We start from the raw sequence: 20,560 nt of genomic DNA on the forward strand, positions 1-20,560 counted from the left end.
GTCAACCTCTAATTTCACATTTCTGTCATATCGGTCAAAACAGCCCGAAAACACAAAGGCCGACCTCAAGAGGTCGGCCTTCTGCCCTTCTACTTACAAGCTAGGGAATGCGAATTGCGAAGCTTCATGGCTTGCCCGTTGTGGCCAGCGCTGGGTAATAGCCTTGCGACGCGTATAGAACCGCACGCCATCCGGGCCATAAGCATGCAGATCGCCGAACAGCGAACGCTTCCAGCCGCCAAAGCTGTGATACGCCACTGGCACCGGCAACGGTACGTTGACGCCGACCATACCCACTTCGATCTCATCGCAGAACAACCGCGCCGCTTCCCCATCACGGGTAAAGATGCAGGTGCCATTGCCATACTCGTGATCATTGATCAGTTGCATCGCCTCTTCCAGGCTGTTGACCCGGACGACGCACAGCACCGGCCCGAAGATCTCTTCTTTATAGATGCGCATCTCTGGCGTGACGTTATCGAACAAGCAGCCACCCAGGAAGAAGCCGTCCTCATGACCGGCCACGCTCAGACCACGACCGTCCACCACCAGCTTCGCACCGGCGGTTACGCCGTCTTCAACATAACCGCTGACCTTGTCCCGCGCCTGACCGGTGACCAGAGGCCCCATGTCCAGGCCACAAGTTGTACCAGCGCCGATTTTCAGTGCCTTGATCTGCGGTGTCAGTTTGGCCACCAACGCATCCGCCACCTGGTCACCGACACACACGGCCACCGAAATCGCCATGCAGCGCTCACCGCACGAACCGTAAGCGGCGCCCATCAACGCGCTGACCGCGTTATCCAGATCCGCATCCGGCATCAATACCGCATGGTTCTTCGCCCCGCCCAGCGCCTGGACGCGTTTGCCGCGCTTGGTGCCTTCGGCGTAGATGTATTCGGCAATCGGCGTCGAACCGACGAAGCTCAACGCTTTGACTTCCGGCGCTTCAATCAGTGCGTCCACTGCGGCCTTGTCGCCATGCACCACACTCAGCACGCCTTTCGGCAGGCCGGCTTCCAGTAACAATTGAGCGATCAGCAGCGTGGAGCTTGGATCGCGCTCGGACGGCTTGAGGATAAAGCAGTTGCCACAGACGATCGCCAACGGATACATCCACAGCGGCACCATGGCCGGGAAGTTGAACGGGGTAATGCCGGCCACTACGCCCAATGGCTGGAATTCCGACCAGGCATCGATGTTCGGCCCGACATTACGGCTGTACTCACCCTTGAGGATTTCTGGTGCCGCGCACGCGAACTCGACGTTCTCGATCCCGCGCTTCAATTCACCGGCAGCATCTTCCAGGGTCTTGCCGTGTTCTTCGCTGATCAGTTGTGCGATGCGGGATTCGTTCTGTTCCAGCAGTTGCTTGAAACGGAACATCACCTGAGCGCGCTTGGCCGCTGGCGTATTGCGCCAGGCCGGGAACGCAGCCTTGGCCGAGTCGATGGCTTTCTGAATGGTTTCGCGGCTGGCCAACGGCAGCTTGTGGATAACCTGGCCGGTGGACGGGTTGAACACATCGGCCGTGCGACCGTCTTCGGTCACCAGTTCGCCATTGATCAAATGCGGGATGAGGCTCATGCGGGGCTCCTGAAATTGTCCACAGGCGTCCTTTGAAAGGACGCCTTTATATAGAAGAGGGAATCAGTCGATCTTGTTCAGCACTTCGCCGACTGCATCGAACAGACGATCAAGGTCCTGCGGCTTGCTGTTGAAGGTTGGGCCGAACTGCAGGGTGTCGCCGCCGAAGCGCACGTAGAACCCGGCTTTCCACAGCGCCATGCCAGCTTCGAACGGACGCACGATGGCATCGCCGTCGCGAGGTGCAATCTGGATCGCACCGGCTAACCCGTAGTTGCGAATGTCGATGACGTTCTTGCTGCCCTTCACACCGTGCAGTGCGTTTTCGAAATGCGGTGCGACTTCGGCCACGCTCTGCACCAGGTTTTCCTTTTGCAGCAGGTCGAGTGCCGCCAGGCCTGCGGCGCAAGCCACCGGGTGCGCGGAATAGGTGTAGCCGTGCGGGAATTCCACCGCGTACTCAGGCGTCGCCTGGTTCATGAAGGTCTGGTAGATCTCGGAGCTGGCAATCACCGCGCCCATCGGGATCGCGCCGTTGGTGACTTGCTTGGCAATACACATCAGGTCCGGAGTGACACCAAAGCTGTCGGCACCGAACATCGAACCGGTACGACCGAAACCGGTGATCACTTCGTCGAACACCAGCAGGATGTTGTGCTGATCGCAGATCTCGCGCAGACGTTTGAGGTAACCCTGCGGCGGAACCAGCACGCCAGCGGAGCCGGCCAATGGCTCGACGAATACCGCTGCGATGTTCGAGGCATCGTGCAGTTCGATCAACTTGAGCAATTCATCCGCCAGCGCGATACCACCCTGCTCCGGCATGCCACGAGTGAAAGCATTGCTCGCCAACAAGGTGTGCGGCAGATGATCGACATCCATCATCGCCTGACCGAACAGTTTGCGGTTGCCGTTCACGCCGCCGAGGCTGGTGCCGGCGATGTTCACGCCGTGATAACCACGAGCGCGGCCGATCATCTTGGTCTTGGTCGCCTGGCCTTTCAGGCGCCAGTAGGCACGCACCATTTTCACCGCGGTATCTGCACATTCGGAACCCGAATCGGTGAAGAACACGTGATTCAGATTGCCCGGGGTCAGGTCGGTGATTTTCTCGGCCAACTGGAACGACAGCGGGTGACCGTACTGGAAGCCCGGCGAGTAATCGAGAGTGCCCAATTGCTTGGCCACCGCCTCCTGGATTTCCTTGCGGGTGTGCCCGGCGCCGCAGGTCCACAGACCCGAGAGCGAATCGTAGACCTTGCGGCCCTTGTCGTCTGTCAGCCAACTGCCCTCGGCCGCCACGATCAGGCGCGGGTCGCGCTGGAAATTGCGGTTCGCGGTGTAGGGCATCCAGTGAGCGTCAAGCTTGAGCTGGCTGGCCAGGGAAGTCGGGGCGTTTTCAGGCACGTTCATGGGCAAAACCTCGCAGGGCAAAATAAGCGGCGTGGAGATCAAAAGCGTTCTTGCAGCTAAATTGCCACGGGGATAAAGTCGGTGAAATCCAACTTTTCTAACCTTCAGTCAGGCCCTGACTAAACTATGAGTACCCGTCGCCCCGATCCGCTGGCGCAAGTCAGCGACTTTGATATCCGCCTGCTGCGGATTTTTCGCAGCGTGGTGGAGTGCGGCGGTTTCTCCGCGGCGGAATCGGTGCTGGGTATCGGTCGCTCGGCCATCAGCCAGCAAATGAGCGATCTGGAGCAACGCCTGGGGCTGCGCCTGTGCCAGCGAGGTCGCGCGGGGTTTTCCCTGACCGAAGAAGGCCGTGAGGTCTACCAATCTGCGTTGCAGCTATTAAGTGCGCTGGAAAGTTTCCGCACCGAGGTCAACGGCCTGCACCAACACTTGCGCGGCGAATTAACCATCGGCCTGACCGACAACCTGGTCACCCTGCCCCACATGCGCATCACCCACGCCCTGGCCCAATTGAAGGAACGCGGCCCCGACGTGCAGATCCAGATCCGCATGATTGCGCCCAATGAAGTCGAACAAGGCGTGCTCGACGGTCGCTTGCATGTCGGCGTGGTGCCGCAAGCCAGCGCGTTGTCGGGGCTGGAGTATCAGCCGCTCTACAGCGAACGCTCGCTGCTGTATTGCGCGGTCGGCCATCCGCTGTTCTATGTCGACGACAAACAACTGGATGATGAGCGCCTCAACAGCCAGGACGCCATCGCCCCGACCTTCCGTTTGCCCGCCGAGATTCAGGCCCATTACCAGGCGCTCAATTGCACCGCCAGTGCGTCGGATCGCGAGGGCATGGCCTTTCTGATCCTGACCGGGCGCTACATTGGTTACCTGCCGGATCACTACGCCAGCCTCTGGGTGCAGCAAGGCCGTTTGCGTGCACTGAAACCCAAGGCACGTTTTTATGACCTGAGCCTGGCATCGGTTACACGCAAGGGCCGTCGCCCGCATCTGGTTCTGGAGAGTTTTTTGGAGAGTCTGGCGGCGACTCGCTGAAAGCTTGTGGGAGCGGTACCCAAGGTTTTATCGCCATAGGACTTGTCTGAGGCCCGTGGGTGCGCTATCAACGCATCTGGTTGCACCCATCTACCTGTTCGGAAGTGCCTATGACCTTTGAAGTCCCAGCCCACGGCGGCAAACCCGCCGGCCGCATTCGTCAGAAGAACGAAGAGACCATCATCAAAGCCGCCGAAGACGAGTTCGCCCGTCACGGGTTCAAAGGCACCAGCATGAACACCATCGCGCAAAAAGCCGGGTTGCCCAAAGCGAATCTGCATTACTACTTCACCAACAAACTCGGTTTGTACGTGGCGGTGCTGAGTAACATTCTTGAGTTGTGGGACAGCACTTTCAATACCCTGACCGTCGAGGACGATCCGGCAGAAGCATTGACCCGATACATTCGCGCAAAAATGGAGTTCTCCCGGCGCCAGCCACAAGCTTCGCGGGTCTTCGCCATGGAGGTCATCAGCGGCGGTGATTGCCTGACTGAGCATTTCAACCAGGACTACCGCACCTGGTTTCAAGGTCGGGCCGCGGTGTTCCAGGCGTGGATCGACGCCGGCAAAATGGACCCGATCGACCCGGTGCACCTGATTTTCCTGCTGTGGGGCAGCACCCAGCATTACGCCGACTTTGCCACGCAGATCTGCCGTGTCACCGGGCGCACCAAGTTGACCAAGCAAGACATGGAAGACGCCGGCAGCAACCTGATTCGCATCATTCTCAAAGGCTGCGGCCTGACGCCGGCTATTTAAGACACCCATGCCTTTTACCCTCAGCGGTTTTTGCGAATACCGCGAAGAGATTCGCAAAAGCCGCTTCATCGCCCTCGCCGCGCCAATCACCAGCGCAGCCGATGCCCAGGCGTTCATCGAGCAACACAGTGATTTGAACGCCTCGCACAATTGCTGGGCCTGGAAGCTCGGCGATCAATACCGCAGCACTGACGATGGCGAACCCGGTGGCACCGCTGGCCGGCCGATCCTTGCTGCGATTGAAGCGCAGGATTGCGATCAGGTCGCGGTCGTGGTGATCCGCTGGTATGGCGGCATCCAGTTGGGCACCGGCGGCCTCGCCCGAGCGTATGGCGGCAGTGCCAACAAATGCCTGCAAGGGGCTCCGAAAGTCGAGTTGATCAGTCGGGTGCCGGTCAGTTGTGCCTGTGCATTTGGCGAGTTGGCGTTGGTGAAGCTTCGGGTCGCGGAGCTGGGTGGTTTGGTGGTGGAGGAAACCTTCACGGCCAATGGTGTGGAACTGCAATTGGCGATTGGCGACGGGCAGATAAGTACGCTGCAAACGCAGCTGGCGGACTTAAGTCGCGGGCGTATTTTGTTGCAGCGTTAAGATCAAAAGATCGCAACCTTCGGCAGCTCTACGCGCCTATGGGCGCTGCGATCTTTTGGGGCACCCCGATTTTCTTTGCTCTCGACACTTGCCCACATCTGCTGTGCACCCGGCTGTGGATAACCTGAGCACATTCTGCTGTAACCCTTCTGTCATGCGGCTTTGCGGGCTTTGCTCATTTTTCGTCCAACTCGCCATCCGCGACGTTTATTCCACGTAAAAACAATCAGTTAGAGTGGTTTATCGCCATTAGAAGAAAGCCCCTCGGTGCTTATGCCCACACGGTCGGCTTGCGCACAGATACTGTGGAACAAGCTGTGGATAACCCGTTCATGGCTGGCGCAGCCCCATGCCTGACAATGCCTGCAGCTTATTGCTCGTTTTTTGACCAATTGATCGCGCGCAAAACCGGAGCCTGATCCAAAACCTTGCCCTCAAGTGGTGCCTCTCCAGGAGTTGGTAGAGGTCGAGGCAGCGTCCGCAACGGCTGCGCCAACAGGCTTTTGCCGATTTCCTGACTCAATGGCCAGGAAATTGCTTTATCCACAGGCATATCCTTTTGCGACCCGAGCCTGTCATGTCCAACCCTGCGCCTCCCCCCGATCAAACACCCCGCCTGCAATTGCGCAGAATCAGCAAACGTTACCCCGGTTGCCTGGCCAACGATGCCATCGACTTGAGCATTGCGCCCGGTGAAATCCACGCCCTGCTCGGCGAAAACGGTGCGGGCAAAAGTACCCTGATGAAGATCATCTACGGCGTCACACACGCCGACTCAGGGGAGATGATCTGGCAGGGCCAGCGCGTGACCATGCGCAATCCGGCCCAGGCCCGCAGCCTCGGGATCGGCATGGTGTTCCAGCATTTCTCGCTGTTCGAAACCCTGAGCGTGGCGCAGAACATCGCCTTGGCGATGGGCGCTGCGGCGGGTACGCCGAAGCAGCTTGAACCGAAAATCCGCGAGGTGTCCCAACGCTATGGCATGGCGCTGGAACCGGAGCGACTGGTCCACAGCCTGTCCATCGGCGAGCGTCAGCGGGTGGAAATCATTCGCTGCCTGATGCAGGACATCCGCCTGCTGATTCTCGATGAACCGACGTCGGTACTGACCCCGCAAGAGGCCGACGAATTGTTCATCACGTTGCGCCGACTGGCCGCCGAGGGCTGCAGCATTCTGTTCATCAGCCACAAGCTCGGCGAAGTGCGCGCGCTGTGCCACAGCGCCACGGTGTTGCGCGGCGGACGAGTGGCCGGGCATTGCGTGCCGGCCGAGTGTTCGGACCGGCAACTGGCGCAGTTGATGGTCGGTGAAGCCGCTGAGCTGATTACTGACTATCCGAAGGTCAGGGGGGCTGACGCGTTTCTGAACGTGACTGGATTGTCCTGGCACAACCCGGACCCGTTCGGCTGCTCGCTCAAGGACATTGATCTCGAGGTGCGCAGCGGTGAAATCGTCGGTATCGCCGGGGTGGCCGGCAATGGCCAGGATGAGTTGCTGGCCTTGCTCAGCGGTGAAGAACAGCTACCGAGGAATGACGGCGCTACGATCTGTTTCGCCGGGCAACCGGTGGCGCACCTGCGGCCGGATGCACGACGCAAACTCGGCCTGGCCTTCGTCCCCGCCGAGCGTCTGGGGCATGGCGCGGTACCGGAACTGAGCCTGGCGGATAACGCCCTGCTCACCGCATTTCAACAAGGGCTGGTCAGCAATGGATTGATCCAGCGCAGCAAAGTCGAGGCACTGGCCGAAGACATCATCCGCCGCTTCGGGGTCAAGACACCCGATGCCCAGGCACCGGCTCGCAGCCTGTCTGGTGGCAACTTGCAGAAATTCATCCTCGGCCGGGAAATCCTGCAGCAGCCAAGACTGTTGGTGGCCGCGCACCCGACCTGGGGCGTGGACGTCGGCGCCGCCGCGACCATTCACCGAGCGCTGATCGCCTTGCGCGACGCTGGCGCGGCGATCCTGGTGATCTCCGAAGACCTCGACGAACTGTTCCAGATCAGCGATCGCCTCGGCGCCCTGTGCGGCGGCCGGTTGTCGGCACTGCAAGCCACCGTCGACACCCGTCTGATCGATGTCGGCGGCTGGATGGCCGGCCAGTTCGATGCCCCCCAATCACCTGCACCCGTAACGCTTTAACGGAGTTTCACATGCTGCTTTCTCTCGAACCCCGTGGCCAGCAATCGCGCCTGATGTTGTGGTGCTCGCCGTTGCTGGCGGCTGTGTTGACCCTGGGCTGTGGCTCATTGTTGTTTATCGCGCTGGGCCACGACCCGTTGCTGACCTTGCACACCTTGCTGATTGCACCGATCAGCGACCTGTACGGGGTCTCTGAGTTGTTGGTCAAAGCATTGCCGATTCTGCTCTGTGCATTGGGCCTGGCAGTGGCGTATCAGGCACGGATCTGGAACATCGGCGCCGAAGGTCAGTTGCTGCTCGGCGCCTTGGCCGGCAGTGCATTGGCGGTGAACATCATCGACCTGCAAAGCCGTTGGGCGCTGGTGTTGATCCTGCTCACCGGCACCCTGGCCGGTGCCGCATGGGCTGGGCTGACGGCATGGTTGCGCACACGCTTCAACGCCAATGAAATCCTCACCAGCATCATGCTCAATTACATCGCGTTGAACCTGCTGCTGTTCTGCGTTCACGGGCCGCTGAAGGACCCCGCCGGGTTCAACTTTCCGGAGTCGGCGATGTTTGGCGATGCCAGTCGTTTGCCGTTGTTGATGGAGGACGGTCGGGTCCATGCGGGCGTGTATTTCGCCTTGCTCGCGCTGGTTGCGGTGTGGGTGTTGTTGCAGAAGAGCTTTGTCGGTTTCCAGATCAAAGTGCTCGGGCTGGACAAGCGCGCGGCGGGTTTTGTCGGCTTTCGCGAGAAGCGGCTGATCTGGCTGGCGCTGTTGATCAGCGGTGGCCTGGCGGGGCTGGCCGGGGTTTGCGAAGTCACCGGGCCCATCGGCCAACTGGTGCCGCAGGTTTCGCCGGGTTATGGCTATGCGGCGATCACCGTGGCGTTTCTCGGGCGGCTGAATCCCATCGGCATTCTGTTTTCCAGCCTGTTGATGGCGCTGCTGTACATCGGTGGCGAAAGCGCGCAGATGAGCATGAACCTGCCGCAAGCCATCACTCAATTGTTCCAGGGGATGATGTTGTTTTTCCTGCTGGCCAGTGACGTGCTGATTCTCTACCGACCACGTTTGAACCTGCGCTGGGTACGGCGCACCTCGACCACCGCCGTACAAGCAGGAGCCTTGTGATGGATATCGATCTGCTGAGCAATATTTTCTATGCCATGGTTCGCTGTGGCACACCGCTGTTGTTGGTGGCGTTGGGCGAGTTGATCTGCGAGAAGAGCGGCGTCCTCAATCTTGGGCAGGAAGGCATGATGCTGTTTGGGGCGGTGGTCGGTTTTATCGTCGCCCTGAACAGCGGCAACCTCTGGCTCGGCGTGTTGCTGGCGATGTTCGCCGGGATGTTGCTGTCGTCGCTGTTCGCCCTGGTAGCGCTGGTGTTCAACGCCAACCAGGTGGCGACAGGGTTGGCATTGACGATCTTCGGCGTGGGCCTGTCGACCTTCGTTGGCGCTGCGTGGGTCGGCAAACCGTTGGCGGGTTTCGAGCCGCTGGCGATTCCTTATCTGAGTGAAATTCCGCTGATCGGGCGGATGCTGTTTGCCCAGGACCTGCTGGTGTATCTGTCGTTTGCCCTGTTTGCGCTGGTGGCCTGGGTGATTGTGAGAAGTCGCGTCGGGTTGATTATTCAGGCGGTCGGCGAAAGCCCGGACGCCGCCAGTGCAATGGGCTTGCCGGTGTTGCGCGTGCGTACGCTGGCGGTGCTGTTTGGCGGGGCGATGGCGGGGTTGGCTGGGGCATATTTGTCCCTGGCCTATACGCCGATGTGGGCGGAGAACATGAGCGCCGGTCGCGGCTGGATTGCCCTGGCGCTGGTGGTGTTTGCCAGTTGGCGAGTGTGGCGGTTGCTGCTTGGAGCTTATCTGTTCGGTCTCGCCAGCATCCTGCATTTGGTGGCGCAGGGCTTGGGGCTGGCGATTGCGTCGAGTCTGCTGGCAATGCTGCCGTATGTCGCGACCATAGTGGTGTTAGTGCTGCTGTCCCGGGATGCCGTGCGCACACGATTGTATGCGCCGGTGTCGTTGGGGCAGCCGTGGCGGGCGGGGCATTAAATGGTGGCCCGTGAAGGCGTCCGAACAGGCAACGCTTGGGCCACACCCCACATCAGTTCAAAGAACAGGAAAATCACCAATAGCGAACTCGCCCCATGGGCCAGCGCATAAGCCTGCCAGGCCGAAAACAGAAACCTCCCCACCGCGTCATATCGCCCAAACACCGGCTGCGGATCGCGAATCCGCAGCACGGCCCATACGCACACAATCGAGCCCAACAGATTCGCCATCAACATGTGCACCGGCTCGAACGGCGGTAGCTCGCCGGGCAGATTGAAAGTCTGACTCAGGTTTAACAGCACGCCATGCAACGCCGCAAAACTCCACGGCGTGGCAAATGCCGCCGTGACGATCAGGTCGTACCACCCGCTGCCACGCACCAGTTGACGATATTGCGTTGAAGTCCACATTGGCATTGCTCCATACATTCAGGGAGCAACAAGGCTAAAGCCTGGAGTATGCTCCAGGGTCAAGCCCTCTCAAGACATCAAGGAAGCCATTCATGTCCACGGCAAAAACCGCACTCATCATCGGCGCCTCCCGGGGACTGGGCCTCGGTCTGGTGAAAACCCTGCTGGCCGACGGCTGGCAAGTCACCGCCACCGTGCGCAACCCACAGGGTGCCGAAGCCTTGCAGGCGTTGGGCAAGGTACGGATCGAAAAACTCGACATGGACGACCAGCAAGCGGTCATCGCCCTCAGCCAACAGCTCAAGGGCGAGGTGTTTGACCTGTTGTTCGTGAATGCCGGGGTCAAGGGGCCGGAGGTCCAGACGCCGGGTGGCGCGACCCTGGCCGAGGTCGGTCAACTGTTCTTCACCAACGCCGTGGCGCCGATCAACCTGGCCCAGCGTTTCGTCGCGCAAATTCGTGAAGGCAGCGGCGTGCTGGCGTTCATGAGTTCGGTGCTGGGCAGCGTGACCATGCCCGACGCGCCGGAGCTGGCGCTGTACAAGGCCAGCAAAGCGGCGCTGAACTCGATGACCAACAGCTTCGTCACGCAATTGGGCGAACAGAAACTCACCGTGCTGTCGCTGCACCCGGGCTGGGTGAAGACCGACATGGGTGGCGAAGGTGCCGACATCGATGTGGAAACCAGCACCCGCGGGCTGATCGATCAGGTGAATGTGTATGCCGGCAAGGGCGGGCATCATTTTGTGAACTACCGGGGTGAAACCATTCCCTGGTAATCGGGTGTTGGATTTGACGCCTTCGCGGGCAAGCCTCGCTCCTACAGGTCCGACGCATGACTCTGTAGGAGCGAGGCTTGCCCGCGAAGCTTTTTTGAGTGAAACTCCGCACCTCGCCCCCCGCGGCGACCCTGGATCAGCAGACAGGGCAACACTGAGCTGGCAACCCTGAACCCCACTTTCAGAGGAGCCGGCCACTATGCCTGCGACCCGTACCTGGTTAAAAAATCCCCTCGCCATTTTCACGGCCAACGCGCTCGATGCCCGTGGCGGTCTGGTGCTGCAAGACGGTTTGATCGTCGAAGTGCTCGGCGTCGGCCAGCAACCGTCAGCACCCTGTGGACAAGTCTTTGATGCCCGCGAACATGTGATCTTGCCGGGGCTGATCAACACCCATCACCACTTCTATCAAACCCTGACCCGCGCCTGGGCGCCGGTGGTCAATCAGCCGTTGTTCCCGTGGTTGAAAACCCTCTATCCGGTCTGGGCCCGGCTCACGCCGGAAAAACTCGCCCTCGCCACCAAAGTCGCCTTGGCCGAGTTGCTGCTGTCTGGCTGCACCACTGCGGCCGATCACCATTACCTGTTTCCGGAAGGCCTGGAAAATGCGATCGATGTGCAGGTCGAGAGTGTCCGCGAACTGGGCATGCGCGCCATGCTCACTCGCGGTTCAATGAGCCTTGGTGAAAAAGACGGGGGGCTGCCGCCGCAGCAAACTGTCCAGGAAGGCGAAGTGATTCTCGCCGACAGCCAACGCTTGATTGCCGAGTACCACGAACGGGGTGACGGCGCGCAAATCCAGATCGCTTTGGCGCCCTGCTCGCCATTTTCAGTAACCCCGCAAATCATGTCTGCCAGCGCCGAACTGGCAAACACCCTCGACGTGCGCCTGCACACTCACCTGGCCGAAACCCTGGATGAAGAAGACTTCTGTCTGCAACGCTTCGGCCTGCGTACCGTGGATTATCTGGACAGCGTCGGCTGGCTCGGCCCACGCACCTGGCTGGCCCACGGCATTCATTTCAACCCCGACGAAATCGCCCGCCTCGGCGCGGCCGGCACCGGTATTTGCCATTGCCCGAGTTCGAACATGCGCCTGGCTTCAGGGATTTGCCCAACCATCGAGTTGACCGACGCTGGCGCGTTGCTGGGCCTGGGCGTGGACGGTTCGGCGTCCAACGACGCCTCGAACATGATGCTCGAAACCCGACAGGCGCTGTACATCCAGCGCCTGCGTTATGGCGCGCAGAAGATCACCCCGGAACGCGTATTGGGCTGGGCCACCAAGGGTTCGGCGCAGTTGCTCGGGCGCAGCGACATCGGCGAACTGGCGGTGGGCAAGCAAGCGGATCTGGCGCTGTTCAAACTGGATGAACTGCGCTTCTCTGGCAGCCATGATCCGGTGTCGGCGCTGCTGCTGTGCGGCGCGGACCGGGCAGACCGGGTGATGATCGGCGGCAAGTGGCGGGTGATCGATGGGCAAGTCGAGGGGCTGGATCTGAAAGGGTTGATCGCCGATCACAGCCAGGCGGCTCGGCAGTTGATCGCCGGCACCTGACACACTCCCCCGCTCCCACAGCTTTGTGTGAGCTGTCCGCACCAGCGGATGGCATGAGTTGGAGCCTCTGCACCGGGTTGGCTCCGGTGATGTATTGAACATCAAAAGATCGCAGTCTTCGGCAGCGCCTACAGAGGCGTGAGGTATCGAAGGCTGCGATCTTTTTATTTTGTTGTCCTGTTGGTCAGCAATTTGCATTGACCCGGTACACCTCACAACAAAATGGAGTTCCAGTTCATGCACAAACGTCCGTTGAAGCAGCTGCTTTGCGCTGTCGCCGCAGCCATCGGTCTGAGCGCCAGCCTGACCGCCAGTGCTGCCGCCCCGCTGAAAGTCGGCTTCGTCTATATCGGCCCGATCGGTGATCACGGCTGGACGTATCAGCATGAACAGGGACGCAAGGCACTGGCGGAGAAGTTCGGTGACCAGATCACCACCAACTACGTGGAGAACGTCGCCGAAGGCGCCGATGCCGAGCGGGTGATCCGCAACATGGCCAAGGACCAGTACGACCTGATCTTCACCACGTCTTTCGGCTATATGAACCCGACCCTGAAAGTTGCCAAGCAATTTCCCAAGGTGACCTTCGAACACGCCACCGGCTACAAGCAGGACAAGAACCTCGGCACTTACCTGGCACGCACTTACGAGGGCCGCTACGTCGGCGGTTTCCTTGCGGCGAAGATGACCAAGACCAAGAAAATCGGCTACGTCGCTTCCTTCCCGATTCCAGAAGTGATCCGCGACATCAACGCCATCCAGCTGGCCCTGAACAAGTACAACCCGGGCACCGAGATCAAAGTGGTGTGGGTCAATTCCTGGTTCGATCCGGGCAAGGAAGCCGACGCCGCCAATGCGCTGATCGATCAGGGCGTGGACGTGGTGTTCCAGCACACCGACAGCCCGGCACCGATCCAGGCGGCAGAACGGCGTGGCGTGTATGCAGTCGGTTATGCATCGGACATGGCGCACTTCGGGCCGAAAGCGGTGTTGACGTCTATCGTCAACGACTGGGGGCCGCACTACATTCAGGCGACCCAAAGTGTGCTCGACCATGCATGGAAATCCCAGGATTACTGGGGCGGTTTGCAGGAAGGCACGGTTGAGCTGCCAATCAGCGACCTGGTGCCGGCCGCAGTGAAAACCGAAGCCGAGCAGATCATTGCCGACATCAAGAGCGGCGCGTTGCATCCGTTCACCGGGCCGATCAAGGATCAGGCCGGCGTGGAGAAAATCCCGGCGGGCGTGAGCGCGACCAATGCACAACTGGCGTCGATGAACTACTACGTGGAAGGCATGAAGGCCGAGATGCCGAAGTGATTTTTTACCCGTGACACCGCCAAGATCGCAGCCTGCGGCAGCGCCTACATGGATTGACTTACACCTGTAGGAGCTGTCGAGCGAAGCGAGGCTGCGATCTTTTGGCCCCAGCATAAAACCTCGCCTGGAACACTTCATGAACCAACTCCCGATCATCGACATCGCCCCGCTCTACAGCGATGACGCTCAAGCCTGGCAATCGGTCGCCACAGACATCGACCGCGCCTGCCGCGAATGGGGCTTTTTCTATATCAAGGGCCACCCGATCGCCCCGTCGCGCATCGAGGCCGTGCTCGAACATGCCCAACGCTTCTTCGCCCTGCCCGCCGCCGAAAAACTCAAGATCGACATCACCCGGACCCGCCACCACCGCGGCTATGGCGCCATCGCCACCGAACAACTCGACCCGAGCAAACCCAGCGATCTGAAAGAAACCTTCGACATGGGCCTGCACCTGCCAGCCGATCATCCGGAGGTGCTGGCGGACAAACCCTTGCGCGGACCCAACCGTCATCCGTCGATGCCCGGTTGGGAATCGCTGATGGAGCAGCACTACGTCGACATGCAAGCACTCGCACAAACCCTGCTGCGAGCCATGACCCTGGCATTGGGCATCGAGCGTGACTTCTTCGATAGCCGTTTCAAAGAACCGGTCAGCGTGCTGCGGATGATCCATTACCCGCCGCGCCACACTGCCAGCTCCATCGATCAGCAAGGTGCCGGCGCTCACACCGATTACGGTTGCATCACCCTGCTCTATCAGGATGCCGCTGGCGGACTGCAAGTGCGCAACGTGCGGGGCGAATGGATCGATGCGCCGCCGATCGAAGGCACATTCGTGGTCAACCTCGGCGACATGATGGCGCGCTGGAGCAACGACCGTTACCTGTCGACGCCGCATCGGGTGATCAGCCCGATGGGAGTGGACCGGTACTCGATGCCGTTCTTTGCCGAGCCACACCCCGACACCCCCATCGAATGCCTGCCCGGTTGCCAGAACGAACAGCATCCGGCGAAGTATCCAGCCACCACTTGCGCCGAATTCCTGCTCTCGCGCTTTGCCGACACCTACGCTTATCGACGGGAACAGGAAGCCGTGTAATGAACCGGCTGGTCAGGTTTTACTCATTGTTTCGGCGGGCATCTGTAGAATGCCCTCATTGCACCTGATGAGATTTCAAAAATGTACGACTGGCTGAACGCTCTGCCCAAGGCAGAATTGCACTTGCACCTGGAAGGTTCGCTGGAGCCTGAGCTGCTGTTCGCCCTGGCCGAACGCAACAAGATCGCCCTGCCGTGGAACGACGTCGACACCCTGCGCAAGGCCTACGCCTTCAACAACCTGCAAGAGTTTCTCGACCTGTATTACCAGGGCGCCGATGTGCTGCGCACCTCCCAGGATTTCTACGACCTGACCTGGGCCTACCTGTTGCGCTGCAAGGAACAGAACGTGATTCACACCGAACCGTTCTTCGACCCGCAAACCCACACCGACCGTGGCATCCCGTTCGAAGTGGTGCTCAACGGCATCGCCGCCGCATTGAAAGATGGCGAGCAGCAACTGGGGATCACCAGCGGTTTGATCCTCAGCTTCCTGCGCCACTTGAGCGAAGACGAAGCGCAGAAAACCCTCGACCAAGCGCTGCCGTTCCGTGATGCGTTCGTAGCCGTGGGCCTGGACAGTTCGGAGATGGGCCACCCGCCGAGCAAGTTCCAGCGCGTATTTGACCGTGCCCGCCACGAAGGCTTCCTGACCGTGGCCCACGCCGGTGAAGAAGGCCCGCCCGAGTACATCTGGGAAGCCCTCGACCTGCTGAAAATCCAGCGCATCGACCACGGCGTGCGCGCCATCGAAGACGAGCGCTTGATGCAGCGGATCATCGACGAGCAGATCCCGCTGACGGTGTGCCCGTTGTCGAACACCAAGCTTTGCGTGTTTGATCACATGTCCCAGCACAACATCCTCGACATGCTCGAACGCGGCGTGAAGGTCACGGTGAACTCCGATGATCCGGCGTACTTCGGTGGCTATGTCACCGAGAACTTCCACGCGCTGTACACCGATCTGGGCATGACCCAGGATCAGGCCAAGCGTCTGGCGCAGAACAGCCTGGATGCGCGGTTGGTGAAACCTTAAAGGTCACCCGATAAACCTGTGGGAGCGGGCCAGCCCGCTCCCACAGGTTCGGTGATTAATTGATGATCACCGGCTCGCTCAATTCTTCCAATGTCTTGCCCCGGGTTTCCATCCCGAAGATCCACACCACTGCCGCCGCAATCGCAAAGCACATCGCCCCCAGCGCAAACACCCCGCCCTGCCCCGTCATCGGGAATACCAGCCCGGTCACCATTGGCCCGAGCAGCGAACCCACGCGGCCGATGGCCGAAGCGAACCCCGAGCCCGTGGCCCGTGCCGACGTCGGGTACAACTCCGGGGTGTAGGTGTAGAGCACCGCCCACATGCCGAACAGGAAGAACTGCATCAGCAGCCCCGAGGTGATCAACAGGCTGACGTTGCCGCCGAACACCGCGCTCTGACCATAAAGAAACGCCATCACCCCGCCGCCGAGCAAGGTCACGACGCACACCGGTTTGCGCCCCCAACGCTCCACCAGCCAGGCGGCCATGAGGAACCCGGGAATCCCGCCGAGGGAAATCAGCACCGTGTAATACACCGACTGGGTCACGGCGAAACCCGACTGTTGCAGCAGCGCACTGAGCCAGGACGTCAAGCCATAGAAACCCAGCAAGGCGAAGAACCACACGCTCCAGATCATCATCGTGCGCCGGCGATATTGCACCGACCAGATTTCCCGCAGCGCGGAGAAGAAGTTGCCCGGTTGACTCGCCACCCGTGGCAGGCGAATCGGCTCAGGCAGATCCGAACGACCCAATGAAGCCCGAACCCGTTCTTCGATGCGGTGTAAAACCGTGTCCGCTGCATCATGATGCCCGGCCTGTTCCAGCCATCGCGGCGACTCGGGAATGAAAAAACGAATCGCCAGGACGAACACCGCCGGCACCGCCAACACCAGGAAGATGTCGCGCCAGCCAATCACCGGCAACAGGAAGTACGACAGCACCCCGGCCGCGACGAAACCGAGCGGCCAAAAGCCGTCCATCAATGCGATGTAACGCCCACGACGCTTGGCCGGAATCAGCTCCGACAGCATCGACTGCGCAATTGGAAACTCCATGCCCATGCCGATCCCCAAGAGGATTCGGAACAACGTCAGCATTTCGACGTTCTGCGCCGTGGAACACAGGTAGCTGGCGATGCCCCACAACACAATGCTCCACTGGAACACCGGTTTGCGCCCGAAGCGGTCGGCCAGCATGCCGGACAGCGAGGCACCCACCACCATGCCGAAGAAACTCGAACTGGCCAGCAACCCGGCCTGCGCCGTGCTCAGGCCGAACTCGGTTTTGATCGAGCCTAGCAGGAAGGTCATCATCGCCAGGTCCATGGAGTCGAAGAAAAACGCCAAGGCAATGATGATGAAAATGATGCGGTGATAACCACTGATGGGCAGCCGTTCCAGTCGTTCCGCCGCGCTGAAGCTTCGTGTTTCCATGCCACCTTCCCCCAATCTGAAAGTCCCCGGATCGAGTGTGCGCGATAGTGACTGGGGGTTATTGCTGGATACGACCTGCCCACAGCTCTGAACGACGCCTGAAGCCCAGAATCCCGAACATCGCCCCCCAATGGCTCTAAAGCGCCATTTCCAGCTCGGTTTCCTTGGCGAAATGATGGATTTCACGTTGCCCCGTGGCCGTGATTTGCAAGGCTCGCGAATCGCTGGGCAGGCTCAACCAGCCGGACTGCATGAACAGTTGCAACAAGGCAGCCCCCAAGGAACCACCCATGTGCGGGCGTCTTTCGCTCCAGTCCGGGCACGCGCAGGCGACTCTGCCGTTGCGGTGGGCCAGCGCCTGGATGAACACACCGCGTGCTGCCAATTGCGTGGAACCCTTGTGAGTGATCATGACCCGCTGATCGAGCTGCTCGATCCAGCCAGCATCCAGCAGTCGCTGGTAAAGATCGGCGGCCAGGGTACCGCCCAGATGGTCGTCACAAAGCCTGGCCCGTAGCAGTGACGAAGGCGCCGCCTGAGGTTTGGCGATAGGACTCGTACGTTTGAACACCTCTGGAATATCCCGAGGCGCGCTGGCCAGGGTAGCACTGGCCAGGGCTTCTATCGCGGCGCCGACTTCGGGCGCGGCAAGCCGGAAAAACCGTTTGCGCCCACGGGTTTCGACTTTCAACAGACCGCCGGTGGACAAGCGCCCCAGATGCGCACTGGCCGAAGACGGCGACAGGCCCGCCAGCAACGCCAGCTCCTCAGTGTGCCGTGCCGTGCCGTCCATCAAGGCCCACATCATTGCGCTGCGCTTTGGGTCAGCCAGCAACGTGGCGATCTGGCTGATGCAAGGTGCATGTTCCATGTATTCACTCCCTGTTGAATCGTTTCGTCTACTGCTCAGAGACATCTTGACCAGTAATGTGTCCTCGGCCAAGACGCGAAAACCGCCATAAGCCGGGCAAAGCCACCCGCTCACCCAGGCCATTGCTTCGCGGGTGCAGCGAAGGTCCGGTGATGACCGTAGGGTCTGACCGACTCGAACGTGGACTCGCCATTGCGAGATCGACGGCGCGTACATGAGGCGGGCGCTAGTATAAGCGGGTTAACCGCCGGTTCCTGCCCTCGGGAATCCATTGGTGGTGATAGTTCCTGACAGAAATTTCGCTATTTGCCTGCGACTAATGATCGACACCCGATATCGTCGGAAATTGACTGCTTATCCGAGCGCATCGGCTGGCAAGCATTTCCCGCAAAAGGTTCACCGGCTTACTCAATTGCGCGCGATGGGCGCACAGTAAATTCAGCGGTGCGCGCTCACAGAGCAATTCAGGCATCAGCACTTTCAAGCGACCGGCGAGCACATCGGTGGCGACATCGAGCCAGGACTTATACGCAATCCCCGCTCCCGCCACGGCCCACAGCCGCACCACATCGGCATCGTCACTGAAGCGATCGCCGCTGACGGTCAGGCTCACCTCACGTTTGCCGTCGTGAAAACTCCAGTGATCGTGGACCCGGCTACCGAGCATAAACAGCAGGCAATTGTGCTGCGCCAATTGCTCCAGCTGCCGTGGTTCGCCATGTCGGGCCAGATAACTCGGCGCAGCACACAGCACGCGGCGGTTCTGCGGTGCGATGGGTAAGGCCACCAGGCTCGAGTCTTCCGGCTCGCCGTAACGCAGGGCGATGTCCACCGGTTGGCGGAACAGGTCGGCGATGCGGTCGCCCAGCAGCAACCGTACGGTGAGTTTCGGATGCTCGCGCTGAAACTCGTCGAGCCATGGCAGCAGCAGGTTGCGCCCGAAATCCGAAGGCGCCGACAGCTGCAAAATCCCACTGACCTGATCCTGCCCACTGGCCAGCAAACGGCGGCCCTCATCGAGATTGCTCAAGGCGGCCCGGGCGTACTCCAGAAAGCCCTCGCCTTCGGCCGTCAGGCGCAGGCTACGGGTAGAGCGGGTGAGCAAGCGTGCGCCAAGTTGTTGTTCGATGCGCTTCAACGCCGCGCTGGCCACCGCCGCCGACATATCCATCCCCCGTGCCGCCGCCGACAGACTGCCCAGGTCCGCCGCCCGAACGAACAACTGCAAGTCATCGAAACGCAACATCTTCAGCCCCAATTATCAAAAAAATGTTGAAAGAGACTGCTCTTTTAGCGGGTTTTATCTTGCAGAGAAATAACCAATCATCTGTGCCATCGAAATCATCTCTCTCCCAGGATCCCACTATGAAAGCCATTGCCTACTTCGCCTCCCTGCCGATCAGCGACGAAAAATCCCTGCAAGATATCGAACTGCCAGAACCGGTCGCCGGCCCGCGCGACCTGTTGGTGGAGGTCAAAGCCATTTCGGTCAACCCGGTGGACACCAAGATTCGCCAGAACGTACAGCCTGAAGGTGGCGCGGCCAAAGTGCTGGGCTGGGACGTGGCGGGAGTGGTCAAGGCTGTTGGCAGCGAAGTGACCTTGTTCAAGGCCGGCGACAAGGTGTTCTACGCCGGCTCCATCGTCCGTGCCGGCGGCAACAGCGAGCTTCATGTGGTGGATGAGCGCATCGTCGGCCAGATGCCCAAGACCCTTGGTTTCGCCGAAGCCGCCGCCCTGCCGCTGACCGCCATCACCGCGTGGGAACTGTTGTTCGAACGCCTGCAAATACGCGAAGGCAAAACCGATGAGGGCCAGAGCCTGCTGATCGTCGGTGCCGCCGGGGGCGTTGGTTCAATCCTCACGCAATTGGCCAGCCAGCTCACCGGGTTGAAAGTCATCGGCACCGCGTCCCGTGCCCAAACCCAGAGTTGGGTGCGTGACATGGGCGCCGATCAGGTGATCGATCACAGTCAGCCGCTGAGTGAAGCACTCAAACGTGCAGGGTTCGAGCATGTGACCCACGTTGCCAGCCTGACCCAGACTGACCAACACCTGGATCAATTGGTGGAGGCATTGGCGCCGCAAGGCAAACTGGCGCTGATCGATGATCCGAAGGCGCTGGACGTGACCAAGCTCAAACGCAAGAGCCTGTCGCTGCACTGGGAGTTCATGTACACCCGCTCGCTGTTCGAAACCGCCGACATGATCGAGCAACACAAACTGCTCAACCGCGTCGCCGGGCTGATCGATGCCGGCACACTGAAAACCACGGTCGGTGAGCACTTCGGAACCATCAACGCCGCCAACCTGCGTCGCGCCCATGAACGGCTGGAAAGCGGCAAGTCCAAGGGCAAGATTGTGCTTGAGGGGTTCTGACCCGAAGATCAAAAGATCGCTGCGCCAGCGATCTTTTGCCGTCAGTCAGAGAGTTGATCGTTGTCACAATTGCGATCGTATTCA

General features: G+C 60.3%; 19 protein-coding genes. 12 read left to right on the forward strand and 7 right to left on the reverse strand.

The window, feature by feature from the left end; translation table 11 throughout:
- Nucleotides 1–93: 93 nt before the first annotated feature.
- Complete coding sequence (locus ACEN8R_RS20770) at nucleotides 94–1,587, reverse strand: CoA-acylating methylmalonate-semialdehyde dehydrogenase (RefSeq protein WP_018928365.1); 1,494 nt, start codon at nucleotides 1,585–1,587, stop codon at nucleotides 94–96.
- A gap of 63 nt (nucleotides 1,588–1,650) precedes the next feature.
- Nucleotides 1,651–3,000 (reverse strand): omega-aminotransferase AptA, encoded by a 1,350-nt coding sequence (gene aptA / locus ACEN8R_RS20775; RefSeq protein ID WP_018928366.1) that lies wholly within the window; start codon nucleotides 2,998–3,000, stop codon nucleotides 1,651–1,653.
- Nucleotides 3,001–3,126: 126 nt separating this feature from the next.
- Between aptA and ACEN8R_RS20780 the strand changes: the two genes are divergently transcribed.
- From ACEN8R_RS20780 to ACEN8R_RS20790, 3 genes are all read left to right on the forward strand, one after another.
- Entirely contained in the window at nucleotides 3,127–4,047 is a 921-nt protein-coding gene (locus ACEN8R_RS20780) for a LysR family transcriptional regulator (RefSeq protein ID WP_007940170.1), read from the forward strand.
- 110 nt (nucleotides 4,048–4,157) lie between these two features.
- Nucleotides 4,158–4,808 (forward strand): TetR/AcrR family transcriptional regulator, encoded by a 651-nt coding sequence (locus ACEN8R_RS20785; RefSeq protein ID WP_018928367.1) that lies wholly within the window; start codon nucleotides 4,158–4,160, stop codon nucleotides 4,806–4,808.
- A 7-nt stretch (nucleotides 4,809–4,815) separates the two neighbouring features.
- Nucleotides 4,816–5,397, forward strand: a complete 582-nt coding sequence (locus ACEN8R_RS20790; RefSeq protein WP_018928368.1) for an IMPACT family protein — start codon at nucleotides 4,816–4,818, stop codon at nucleotides 5,395–5,397.
- 370 nt (nucleotides 5,398–5,767) lie between these two features.
- Here the strand turns inward: ACEN8R_RS20790 and ACEN8R_RS20795 are convergent, their stop codons facing one another.
- Complete coding sequence (locus tag ACEN8R_RS20795) at nucleotides 5,768–5,944, reverse strand: hypothetical protein (RefSeq protein WP_155944815.1); 177 nt, start codon at nucleotides 5,942–5,944, stop codon at nucleotides 5,768–5,770.
- 30 nt (nucleotides 5,945–5,974) lie between these two features.
- On the opposite strand from ACEN8R_RS20795, the gene ACEN8R_RS20800 reads away from it, so the two are divergent.
- The 3 genes from ACEN8R_RS20800 to ACEN8R_RS20810 are packed head-to-tail and all read left to right on the forward strand — an operon-like array spanning nucleotide 5,975 to nucleotide 9,584.
- Complete coding sequence (locus ACEN8R_RS20800) at nucleotides 5,975–7,540, forward strand: ABC transporter ATP-binding protein (RefSeq protein WP_495624326.1); 1,566 nt, start codon at nucleotides 5,975–5,977, stop codon at nucleotides 7,538–7,540.
- Nucleotides 7,541–7,551: 11 nt separating this feature from the next.
- On the forward strand, nucleotides 7,552–8,658 hold the full coding sequence (locus ACEN8R_RS20805; RefSeq protein ID WP_018928370.1) for an ABC transporter permease: 1,107 nt from the start codon (nucleotides 7,552–7,554) through the stop codon (nucleotides 8,656–8,658).
- Nucleotides 8,658–9,584 (forward strand): ABC transporter permease, encoded by a 927-nt coding sequence (locus ACEN8R_RS20810; protein ID WP_495624327.1) that lies wholly within the window; start codon nucleotides 8,658–8,660, stop codon nucleotides 9,582–9,584. The genes ACEN8R_RS20805 and ACEN8R_RS20810 overlap by 1 nt, the downstream gene beginning before the upstream one ends.
- Here ACEN8R_RS20810 and ACEN8R_RS20815 read toward each other — a convergent pair.
- Nucleotides 9,581–9,994, reverse strand: a complete 414-nt coding sequence (locus ACEN8R_RS20815; protein ID WP_495624328.1) for a hypothetical protein — start codon at nucleotides 9,992–9,994, stop codon at nucleotides 9,581–9,583. The two genes, ACEN8R_RS20810 and ACEN8R_RS20815, sit on opposite strands and share 4 nt — an antisense overlap.
- Before the next feature lie 92 nt (nucleotides 9,995–10,086).
- Here ACEN8R_RS20815 and ACEN8R_RS20820 point away from each other — a divergent pair, with 92 nt between their 5' ends.
- The 5 genes from ACEN8R_RS20820 to ACEN8R_RS20840 all read left to right on the forward strand — a co-directional run bounded on the left by ACEN8R_RS20820 (nucleotide 10,087) and on the right by ACEN8R_RS20840 (nucleotide 15,788).
- Nucleotides 10,087–10,773 (forward strand): SDR family oxidoreductase, encoded by a 687-nt coding sequence (locus ACEN8R_RS20820; protein WP_495624329.1) that lies wholly within the window; start codon nucleotides 10,087–10,089, stop codon nucleotides 10,771–10,773.
- A gap of 199 nt (nucleotides 10,774–10,972) precedes the next feature.
- Complete coding sequence (locus ACEN8R_RS20825) at nucleotides 10,973–12,331, forward strand: 8-oxoguanine deaminase (RefSeq protein ID WP_495624330.1); 1,359 nt, start codon at nucleotides 10,973–10,975, stop codon at nucleotides 12,329–12,331.
- Between the two features lie 237 nt (nucleotides 12,332–12,568).
- Nucleotides 12,569–13,651: a BMP family ABC transporter substrate-binding protein gene (locus ACEN8R_RS20830; protein WP_018928375.1), complete on the forward strand. Its 1,083-nt coding sequence runs from the start codon at nucleotides 12,569–12,571 to the stop codon at nucleotides 13,649–13,651.
- 136 nt (nucleotides 13,652–13,787) lie between these two features.
- Nucleotides 13,788–14,753 (forward strand): isopenicillin N synthase family dioxygenase, encoded by a 966-nt coding sequence (locus ACEN8R_RS20835; protein ID WP_490133692.1) that lies wholly within the window; start codon nucleotides 13,788–13,790, stop codon nucleotides 14,751–14,753.
- Nucleotides 14,754–14,834: 81 nt separating this feature from the next.
- The gene (locus ACEN8R_RS20840) at nucleotides 14,835–15,788 is read left to right on the forward strand and encodes an adenosine deaminase (protein ID WP_018928377.1); all 954 of its coding nucleotides are present in this window, start codon (nucleotides 14,835–14,837) and stop codon (nucleotides 15,786–15,788) included.
- Between the two features lie 55 nt (nucleotides 15,789–15,843).
- Here ACEN8R_RS20840 and ACEN8R_RS20845 read toward each other — a convergent pair whose 3' ends face one another.
- From ACEN8R_RS20845 to vimR, 3 genes are all read right to left on the reverse strand, one after another.
- Nucleotides 15,844–17,226, reverse strand: coding sequence for an MFS transporter (locus ACEN8R_RS20845; protein ID WP_028940369.1), 1,383 nt, complete (start codon nucleotides 17,224–17,226; stop codon nucleotides 15,844–15,846).
- A 136-nt stretch (nucleotides 17,227–17,362) separates the two neighbouring features.
- Nucleotides 17,363–18,097: an ArsR/SmtB family transcription factor gene (locus ACEN8R_RS20850; protein ID WP_064616086.1), complete on the reverse strand. Its 735-nt coding sequence runs from the start codon at nucleotides 18,095–18,097 to the stop codon at nucleotides 17,363–17,365.
- 316 nt (nucleotides 18,098–18,413) lie between these two features.
- The gene (vimR, locus tag ACEN8R_RS20855; RefSeq protein ID WP_019651868.1) at nucleotides 18,414–19,343 is read right to left on the reverse strand and encodes a transcription regulator VimR; all 930 of its coding nucleotides are present in this window, start codon (nucleotides 19,341–19,343) and stop codon (nucleotides 18,414–18,416) included.
- A 119-nt stretch (nucleotides 19,344–19,462) separates the two neighbouring features.
- Here vimR and ACEN8R_RS20860 point away from each other — a divergent pair, with 119 nt between their 5' ends.
- Nucleotides 19,463–20,476, forward strand: a complete 1,014-nt coding sequence (locus ACEN8R_RS20860) for a zinc-binding alcohol dehydrogenase family protein (RefSeq protein WP_258613056.1) — start codon at nucleotides 19,463–19,465, stop codon at nucleotides 20,474–20,476.
- The last annotated feature ends 84 nt before the right edge of the window (nucleotides 20,477–20,560 follow it).

The organism is Pseudomonas sp. Pseusp15, from assembly GCF_059492165.1.